An 8,893-nucleotide genomic window follows, 5' to 3' on the forward strand; every position below is an offset into this window, starting at 1 on the left:
CACGCTTTCCATTGGCAGCCCGTGCGCAGTACATACGCAATGGCTTCAAACACTTGGCGAGCCGGCTTCGGCGGTCGTCCCGCGCCCGGCCTGCGAAGGTACTTTTTCTCCGGTGAGGGTGCACGTTGCGCAATCAGCGGCTCCACCCGCTGCCAGAACGCATCGGTCACCTCCCACGATTCGACTCTCTTCCTGGCCAAGCCTTCGCTCCAATGCCGCACTCGATTGCGGCTCCGAACGAAGTATGGATTTATTTACGGATAAGTTCTTAAAGGCAAAGGCGACGCCTACCATGTCGGCGCTGCGCTCAGCCTGGATTTTCAATCGCGCAGCGAGTCCGACGATCCGCATTTGCACGGGTTAGGAAACGTCAACGAGGGTCCAAAACTCAAACTTTTTGCCGACTATTCGGTTTCCTTGCTGACGGGTTCGGTGGCGGCCTACCAGGACATCGCAGGAACTGGTCAGTGCTGATCTGCTGGCCAATCTGCCGCTGACATCAAGGTTCCTGGTGTCATTCGGGCCGGGTGCGACATGGGCAAATGCAGAATACACGCGATCGTTGTTTGGCGTGAGCGCCGGACAGAGCGCTGCTTCAGGCCTGCCAACCTTCAACACCAGTGCAGGACTACGCGACGTTCACCTCAACGCATACGCGAGCTATGAGATCTCGAAGAAATGGGTCGGCTCGTTGGCCGTAACCGTTGGCCGTCTGCAGCACGACGCGGCACACAGTCCCATCACGGAGCGCCGCGATGAACTGAACGTAGTGGCCGCAATCAACTACCGCTTCAGATAGTCGATACTGTCCGCGCAAGGCGGCCTTTCGGCAACACCCAGTAGTCAGCCGGCGAGCGCGTCAATCAGCAACGGGGGGAGTTCGGCATTCGATGCTGCTATAGCCCACAGCATCGGGAATGACTGGACCTGGACAGATGCTGTTGAAATTGTCAACGCAATCGAATTCTGATACGCCCACTCATGCGCTTATTGGCGGGGTGCTACTTGCTGCCGTCAATGGCGACCAGCGCTTGTGAGAACAGCTTCAGCTCGCGGCACAGGAGGACGAAGCGGCGACACACGTTGCGAATGCCGACACCGTTGACACGACGAAAGTCAGCTATGGTCTTAAAGTCCGGCGCCAAACGGCCGGTGAGCCTCATCATTTCAACATTGCGTTGGCATTCACGTTCCAGGCGGCGGCTCGACTGGACCCGGTTCAGGTAGCCGTAGATATAGATCTTCAGCAGCCCGCCCGGATGATAGGACGGCCGACCTGTAGTCGACGGCATCGCGCCATCGAAGCCCAGTGAGCCAAGGTCAAGCTCTTCAACGAACGCCTGAATGATCCTGACCGGATTGTCCTCGGCGACGAAATCATCGAGGCATTCCGGAAGCAGCGTCACCTGCTTGCGGTCTTCACCTTCTATGAATCGCTTCATCCGGTCACCCATGTTGAATGAGTTGATCCAGTGTAGGTGATCAGCGTGTTTTCACACCAGCTCGACCCATCGCCGTCGGCTGCGCTTTAAGGAAAGCGGCCATTCAAGCGTCGCCGGCGCAGGCAGGCTCAGCGCCCCTTGCCTACGCGCGAAACCAAGCGCTATGCAATGAACCTTCCCCACCTGTAGTACAAGCCAACATGCTGTGCGAGGCCATCGAGATCTGGGCACAAGGACGCACGATTGAGCCCGCACCTGTCAATAACTCGCTTCACGTCGTAACCAGGGTTGCCTTCAGGAAACAGCCATACCTGAAGCTCGGGGAATCATATTCAGATGTCGGACAAGGATGAACTGTGAACATGCCGCTATGAGCCTGAATCCTCGGAGAGATGTGCGGCGGGTAGTATGTCCTTACCTCGGTGATGTTGTGAGCACTCGGCAGGCGCCTCTGCCCTTACATGGAGTTGAGGATCTCGCCATGGGCTTCCGTCATTAGCGCATTGAAGCTGTTGACGAAGCCGTGTTCGCCGGGACCGGGGTTCGCACGCAACGGCTTGGCGCCTTCAACCAGAATCTCATCTGAATCGGTACCGAGGACGGCGATCGTTTCGGCGATGAACGCGTCAAGCGGCATCGCCAGTTCGGCTTCGCGGCTGTTGATGAGGTCCGTGCGCACCCAAGGCGGTGCAATCTCGAGCACGCGAACCTTCGTATCCCGCAACATCAAGCGCTGCGAGAGGACGTACGAATGGAGTGCCGCCTTGGTTGACGAGTACACGGCGGTCATGGCCAACGGCACGAAAGCGAGCACCGAGCTCGTATAGGCGACGACAGGCTCGTTCCTCGTCTTGAGGTGATCGATCAGCGCCGACGTCATGCGGATTGGCCCCATGAGGTTGGTCGTGATGGTGGATACCATCAACGCGTCGTCGATCCGGCCGCCCACTTGGTCCGGCTGCATGATGCCTGCATTATTGATCAGGACGTTGAGTTCGGGATAGTCCGCGATCAACTGCGCCGCGACCCGGTCGATGCTAGCCGCATCGGTAATGTCGAGCTCGATTGCGGCCATTCCGAGATTCGCCGCAATCACCTCGTCGAGATGGCCGCGCCGGCGGCCGGCGATTATAACCTTGTTGCCGCGCCTGTGCAGCGCCTCGGCAAGCCCCCGGCCGATGCCCGAACCGCCTCCCGTGATGAAGATCGTGTTACCGGTGAGTTTCATAGTCGTACCTTTGTCGGTGCTGCCGTGGTCCGGCAGGAAAGAGGTCGCGAAACACCGGCAGGCCATTAACGGATTGGGGCCTTGGTTGCTTCGCTTGGGGTTAGGCCAACGTCATATTCTGATGATAGGCGGGAAGGGTGACCGGACACTTACCGGTTCATTACCATTCTGAAATTCACGCTATTTATGGCTTGCGCACCGTTGCGAGAAACAAAGCACAGACGCCCACCGCGCTAAATACCGGCCGCACGCGGAGGCGAGCCTTGACGGAATCGCCCGCGTGACAAATTCATCGAACGATCGCCTAGACGTACAGCCCGCGATTTCATTAACTGAAGTTTCCGGTTAGAGTGCCGTTATACAGTTTGTATGTAATTGCTTACAATTAACAGACTGAAAGTTTCGTAATCCTATGAAAATGTCCTTTATACAAAAACTCTGGCTGCCACTGATCCTGAGCCTGCTGTGTCTCGCCGGAATATCGATCTACAACGCGTACCAGACGAGACAAGTGCGGCTGGATGAGCGCAAGGCCGACCTGATACACGCGGCGCAGATCGCCCTGAGTGTCGTCAAGACCTCTGGCGACGATGCGGCCGCCGGCACCCTTCCTTTGGCGGAAGCCCAGAAGCGGGCAATGGCTCGCATCCGGAACATGCGGTATGGCGAGGACGGCTATATTGAGATCATCAATTCGCAGCGGAGGGTCCTGATGCACCCAGCGAACGCGAAGTTGGATGGCAAGGACGCCGACGACTACAAGGATCCGAACGGCGTTTACCTCTTCAGGGATATCGTTGCTGTCATCAAGCGCGATGGCCAGGGTTTTACCGCGTTTAGCGCTCCGAAGCCGGGAGCCACCGGGGCCTCTCCGAAAATTGCCTACAGCGTGACCTATCGGCCGTGGGACTGGATTCTTATGACGGGCCTTTATGTCGACGACATCGACGCGGCATTTCGCTCGTCTCTGTATCAGAGCCTGGGGATTCTGGCGGTACTGGCCGGCGTTTTATCGGCTGTTGTAGTACTGCTGAACCGCGGCATCCTCCGCTCACTGGGCGGCGAGCCGTCCTATGCCGCGGAAATCGCCAACCAGATTGCCAATAACGATCTGACCGCTGTGGTGAATACGGCGCCGGATGACCGCTCAAGCCTGCTGTTCTCGATGAAGCGCATGCAGGAGCAGCTCGCACAGACGATCGGTAGGATCAAGGTTTCGGCCGACTCGATTGCCACCGCCACGCATCAAATCGCGGCGGGCAACCAGGACCTGTCGCAGCGCACCGAAGAGCAGGCCGCCTCGCTCGAGGAAACGGCGTCCAGCATGGAGCAGCTAACCTCGACCGTCACCCAGAATGCCGACAATGCCAGTCAGGCCAACCAGCTCGCTGCGCAGGCTGCTTCGGTGGCGGAGCAGGGCGGCACCGTGGTTTCGCGCGTGGTCGAAACCATGGAGGGCATCAACGCCAGCTCGGACAAGATTGCCAATATCGTCGGCATCATCGAGGGTATCGCCTTCCAGACCAATATCCTCGCGCTGAATGCGGCTGTCGAAGCAGCCCGTGCGGGAGAGCAGGGACGGGGTTTTGCGGTGGTAGCCTCGGAAGTGCGTTCGCTGGCGCAGCGCTCGTCGGCGGCGGCCAAGGAAATCAAGGATCTCATCCACGATTCCGTGGAGCGTGTGCAGGCAGGCGCCGGCCATGTACGGGAAGCGGGTGCGAAGATGCGCGAGATCACCCACGAAATCAGACGTGTGACCGACATCATGGGTGAAATCACCGCGGCATCACAGGAACAGAGCAAGGGCATCGGCCAGGTCAGCGAGGCCGTCACGCAGATGGACGAAGTCACGCAGCAGAACGCGGCACTGGTCGAACAGGCGGCCGCCGCCGCCGGTGCGCTGGAGTCGCAGGCGAGCGATCTGAAAGCCGCTGTTTCGATGTTCAGGCTGGACGTCTCGCATCACCCCGGCATGGGGAGCGACGCGCAAATGCGCACAACGGCCCCGACGCGCGCCAGAACGCCGACCACGGCAGCCGTGAAACAGTCCGCACCACGGCCCGTGCTGTTCGCGCAAACCGCCGAGGCAGGAGAATGGGACAGCATTTAAGGGACACGCATATCACGGGTAATTGGCGGGCAGAACACACTGTATCGGTCGGTGACGGCTCCGAAGGTTTGCACGCTAATTCCGGACAGTCCTGCCGGACTCTTTACCAGGTCAGACACCAGTTGTTCGACGACTTCCTCCGTCAGCAACTCAAAAATTCACGCATTCGTATGAAATCTGCATAAATCCAATTAGGTCGATCACTAAAACGTTTTTACATAGAAAGAGCGGAGCGATGCAAGAGACACAAGCGGAAAGAAGCATTGATGTCAGCGCGGAAGGAAAAGATCAACAGCAGACGTCGCATGGAAGTTTAAGTGCTGATATGAATATGCGAAGGCGGCTGTGGGGAATCTTTAGTGGCTCCATTGGCAACATGCTCGAATATTACGACTGGTTTATATATTCGGCCCTCGAGATTTATTTTGTCAAGGGCTTTTTCCCGGATGGTGACCAGACCGTAGCACTGCTTAAATCCGCGGCCGTGTTTGCCATTGGTTTTCTTGTTCGCCCGATTGGAGCGTGGATATTAGGAATTTACGCTGACCGCCGCGGCCGTAAATCAGCGCTGCTGGTGTCCGTTTCCATGATGTGTTTTGGTTCACTTATGATTGGCGTGACTCCGACGTATCAGAGCATCGGGATTGCGGCACCCGTTATTTTGCTCATTGCCAGAGTTTTACAAGGTCTCAGCCTTGGTGGGGAAGGTGGAAGCGCGGCCGCTTACTTGAGCGAAACAGCGCCCAAGGGGCGGCGTGGATTTTACTCAAGTTTCTTATACACTACAATTTCTCTTGGGCAGCTTCTGGCCATGGCGACGCTCGTACTGCTTCAGCAGTTCTTTTTGACGTCGACGCAGCTACAAAGCTGGGGATGGCGCATTCCGTTTCTTATTGGCGCATTAATTGCGCTCGTCGGAATTGTGCTGCGCCGGAACATGGAAGAAACGGAGTCTTTTGCCAAACATGTCAAAACTTCGCGAAAAGGGGGCGCAATTCGCGAGGCGATGCGCCATAAGAAGGCCTGTGTGATGGTTTTTGGTTTGACATTGGGTGGTTCTGTCGCGAACTATACTTTTGCCGCCTATATGCAGAAGTTCCTTATAAACAGTGCGGGCATGGACAGAAGTACCGCCAGCCTTATTTCAGTGTTGTCGTTAATTGGGTTCACAGTGATTCAACCGGTCTTTGGAGCTTTATCAGATAGTATCGGGCGTCGCCCCCTGCTTTTAACTTTCGGAATGGTTGGGACCTTCGGAACTATTCCTTTTTTCACGTTTCTCGCTGGCATAAAAAACCCGTTCATCGTCTTCGCCCTGGTTATGGCGGCACTTGTAATTGTGGCGATGTATTCGTCAGTCAGCACCATTACCAAGGCTGAGCTATTTCCTGTCGAAGTCCGCTCCTTCGGCCTGGCGGTTCCCTATGCCATTAGCGTTTCACTTTTTAGTGGAACGGTAGAATACATTGCGCTGTGGACTAAAAAGATCGGGCATGAAAACTGGTTCTTCTGGTATGTTTCCCTCTGTATTTTCTTCTCCCTTATTTGTTACCTTTGGATGCCGGAAACAAAAACCGCCTCGTTGATTGATTTAGATTAGGGTTACATTATTAATCAAGGCTTCGAGCGTGAGGCGCATGATTGTCGATACGACAGTCATAGAAAGGCGATCGCTCATACGCTTTGCTACGTGGCATCGCTTCACCGGGCTTACCCAAGATCCGTCCGATTTCTGAGCCAGCGGTGCGCTCTATCGGCTATCGCGTCATCAACACGCCAACGTGACAATGCCTCGGCGAGATATCAAGCGCATCCGAAGAGCAGGGCCGCGGCATCGAGCAGGTCAACGTGGCCGTTAGTCGGATGGATCAAGTGACCCAGCAGAACGCTGCTCTGGTTGAAGAAGTCGCGGCGGCGCAATCGGTCGGGGAACAAGCGGCCGGGTGCAACCAGATGGCCTCGGTGTTCGCAGTGCCGATGTGACCCGGGACGGGTGACCGTCCAGCCTGAAAAGTTCAATCGAGGTTCAGCGAGGCGAAGCGGCCTGATTTGCGTGGCTATGGGTTTCGTCAAACAGGGGCAACGTCAGTCGCATGGGGAGCCTGTGAGTTTTTTTGTGTTCTGAAATAATAAGCTTCGCTCACGACCGCGGCGGCTCACGCCCATGCAAACACCATCTGACGCCTCAGCCGGCAGCGAATCTGCCGGCTACTGGCGCGAACATGAAATGCTGCTGTTGCAGCAGGTAATGGCGCTTGTCGGCAAGAGCCTGTCCCCCGCCCCTGCGCTGCGCGAGATGCTGCACCTGATGTCCGAGCTGCTCGGCCTGAACCGGGGCCGTATCGTGCTCGCGGACGAAACGGGTCACAGCGGGCGCATCCGGTACGCGTACGGACTCACCGCCGAGGAAATCGGCCGGGGTGTGTATGCGTATGGTGAAGGCATCACCGGGCGCGCGCTGCAGCACGGTCAACTGACGATCGTCCAGGACATCGACCGCGAGCCGGATTTTCTGGCGCGTGCGGTTGAGCGCTCCCGGTTGCCGGACGGCCCGGTCTCGTTCATCGCGCTGCCGATCGTCGTTGAACGGCGGGCGGTCGGCGTTCTTGCATGTCACCGCATTCGCCACCGCTCGCGTGCGCTGGCCGACGACGTTACGGTGCTGCGTATTCTGGCGACACTGGCGGGGCAGTTGCTGCAGCTGGAAGCCGGCCTTGAGGAAAAAACCCGTGCGCTCGAAGAGCAGAACGCAGTGCTCGCGCGGGCCCTTGAATCGGCGGCCGCCCGCTATGGGATCGTCGGTACCGCGCCGCCTTTGCTGCGCGCGATCTCGGAGCTGGAGCGTGTATCGGATTCCGCCGCGAGCGTGCTGTTGCTCGGTGACTCAGGTACTGGCAAGGAGCTGTTTGCACGGGCCTTGCACCTGGCGAGTCCGCGACGCGACCGTGCCTTCATCAAGATCAACTGCGCGGCGATACCGGATACGCTGTTCGAGTCCGAGCTGTTCGGGTACGAACGCGGCGCGTTCACGGGCGCGAACAGTATGCGCGCGGGCTGGTTCGAGCAGGCCAGCAACGGGACGCTGTTTCTCGACGAGATCGGCGAACTGCCGATGACGATGCAGACCAAGCTGCTGCGTACGCTTCAGGAAGGGACCATCACGCGCCTTGGCGGCAAGGCGGAGATCCGGGTCGAAGTGCGGCTCGTCGCGGCCACCAATCGCGATTTGCAACGCGATGTGACGCGCGGCACCTTCCGCCAGGACCTGTACTACCGGCTCAACGTGATTCCGATCCACCTGCCGTCGCTCGCCGAACGTCGCCAGGACATTCGCGTCCTTGCGCTGCATTTCATCAGTCATACAAATCAACTCAACCAGCGCAACGTCAATCTCACGACGGCCGCGCTGGATCGGCTCGAAGAGTATCCGTGGCCCGGCAATATTCGCGAACTGACCAATTTCATCGAGCGGATCGTGTTGCTGGCGGAGAAGCCGCTGCTCGATGCAGCGGATATTGACCGGCTGTTGCCTTCACACGCGCCGGATGAGCCGGACGTTGCGCCCGCGTCTGCAGAGTCGGCGCCCGCCAACCACGGGCAGGGCGCTTCATCGCATGATCCCGTGGCCCACACGGTGCCGCTGCCAATGCGCCCCTACCGACGTGTCGGTTCGCACCCGGCGCAGGCGCTTGTCGACGCGCTCGAACAGTGCGGGGGAAACAAATCGCGCGCGGCGCAACAGTTGGGCATGACCCCGCGCCAGTTCAGCTATCGCTGGCAAAAACTTGGCCTGCCGAATGACTGACCACGGGGCCGGTCGCGCATCGCAAAGTGAACATTGTCGACAATGTCAACATTGTCGGTTCGCCCGTTGATCCAGAAGACGCCGCGCCGAACCGGGGCGCCTCTTGCTGTTTGGTCCAAAGGCCGGCCAGGAAAGCAGTGTGAGGATATGTGGTTAAACTGGCACGCCTGTTGCGTTTGGTGATGTGCCGGCGCCGCCCCCCTTTCGATGCGACGCCCGCGCCTTCACCATCCACGCTTCAGGAGCGTCACTTGAACACTGTCACCGATAATCCCACAACCATTTCCACCTACCTGCGGCCGATCGAC

6 protein-coding genes and 1 pseudogene are annotated in these 8,893 nt (G+C 58.2%); 4 read left to right on the plus strand and 3 right to left on the minus strand.

What is annotated here, in order from left to right:
* Positions 1 to 200, minus strand: a 200-nt coding sequence (locus tag PQR02_RS38690) for a transposase (protein ID WP_408243104.1), incomplete at its 3' end; no start/stop codon positions are given.
* Between the two features lie 311 nt (positions 201 to 511).
* On the opposite strand from PQR02_RS38690, the gene PQR02_RS38695 reads away from it, so the two are divergent.
* The gene (locus tag PQR02_RS38695) at positions 512 to 799 is read left to right on the plus strand and encodes a MipA/OmpV family protein (RefSeq protein ID WP_408243105.1); all 288 of its coding nucleotides are present in this window, start codon (positions 512 to 514) and stop codon (positions 797 to 799) included.
* 205 nt (positions 800 to 1,004) lie between these two features.
* Here the strand turns inward: PQR02_RS38695 and PQR02_RS38700 are convergent.
* Positions 1,005 to 1,442: pseudogene (locus tag PQR02_RS38700) on the minus strand (transposase); the annotation flags it as partial.
* 457 nt (positions 1,443 to 1,899) lie between these two features.
* On the minus strand, positions 1,900 to 2,670 hold the full coding sequence (locus PQR02_RS38705) for an SDR family oxidoreductase (RefSeq protein ID WP_408243106.1): 771 nt from the start codon (positions 2,668 to 2,670) through the stop codon (positions 1,900 to 1,902).
* A gap of 412 nt (positions 2,671 to 3,082) precedes the next feature.
* Here PQR02_RS38705 and PQR02_RS38710 point away from each other — a divergent pair, with 412 nt between their 5' ends.
* From PQR02_RS38710 to PQR02_RS38720, 3 genes are all read left to right on the plus strand, one after another.
* Positions 3,083 to 4,780, plus strand: a complete 1,698-nt coding sequence (locus PQR02_RS38710; RefSeq protein ID WP_408243107.1) for a methyl-accepting chemotaxis protein — start codon at positions 3,083 to 3,085, stop codon at positions 4,778 to 4,780.
* A gap of 325 nt (positions 4,781 to 5,105) precedes the next feature.
* Positions 5,106 to 6,380 carry an MFS transporter gene (locus PQR02_RS38715; RefSeq protein ID WP_408243109.1) on the plus strand — a complete coding sequence of 425 codons (1,275 nt, stop codon included), beginning with the start codon at positions 5,106 to 5,108 and terminating at the stop codon, positions 6,378 to 6,380.
* Positions 6,381 to 6,944: 564 nt separating this feature from the next.
* Positions 6,945 to 8,585 (plus strand): sigma-54 interaction domain-containing protein, encoded by a 1,641-nt coding sequence (locus PQR02_RS38720; protein ID WP_408243108.1) that lies wholly within the window; start codon positions 6,945 to 6,947, stop codon positions 8,583 to 8,585.
* Positions 8,586 to 8,893 lie beyond the last annotated feature (308 nt).

This window comes from Paraburkholderia sediminicola, from assembly GCF_046026895.1.
Lineage (GTDB): Bacteria > Pseudomonadota > Gammaproteobacteria > Burkholderiales > Burkholderiaceae > Paraburkholderia > Paraburkholderia sediminicola_C.

What these genes read in the sequence shown, in the direction of transcription:
- PQR02_RS38705 (WP_408243106.1), bottom strand. Translation starts at nt 2,670, where the DNA reads ATGAAACTCACCGGTAACACGATCTTCATCACGGGAGGCGGTTCGGGC.
- PQR02_RS38710 (WP_408243107.1), top strand. Translation starts at nt 3,083, where the DNA reads ATGAAAATGTCCTTTATACAAAAACTCTGGCTGCCACTGATCCTGAGC.
- PQR02_RS38715 (WP_408243109.1), top strand. Translation starts at nt 5,106, where the DNA reads ATGAATATGCGAAGGCGGCTGTGGGGAATCTTTAGTGGCTCCATTGGC.
- PQR02_RS38720 (WP_408243108.1), top strand. Translation starts at nt 6,945, where the DNA reads ATGCAAACACCATCTGACGCCTCAGCCGGCAGCGAATCTGCCGGCTAC.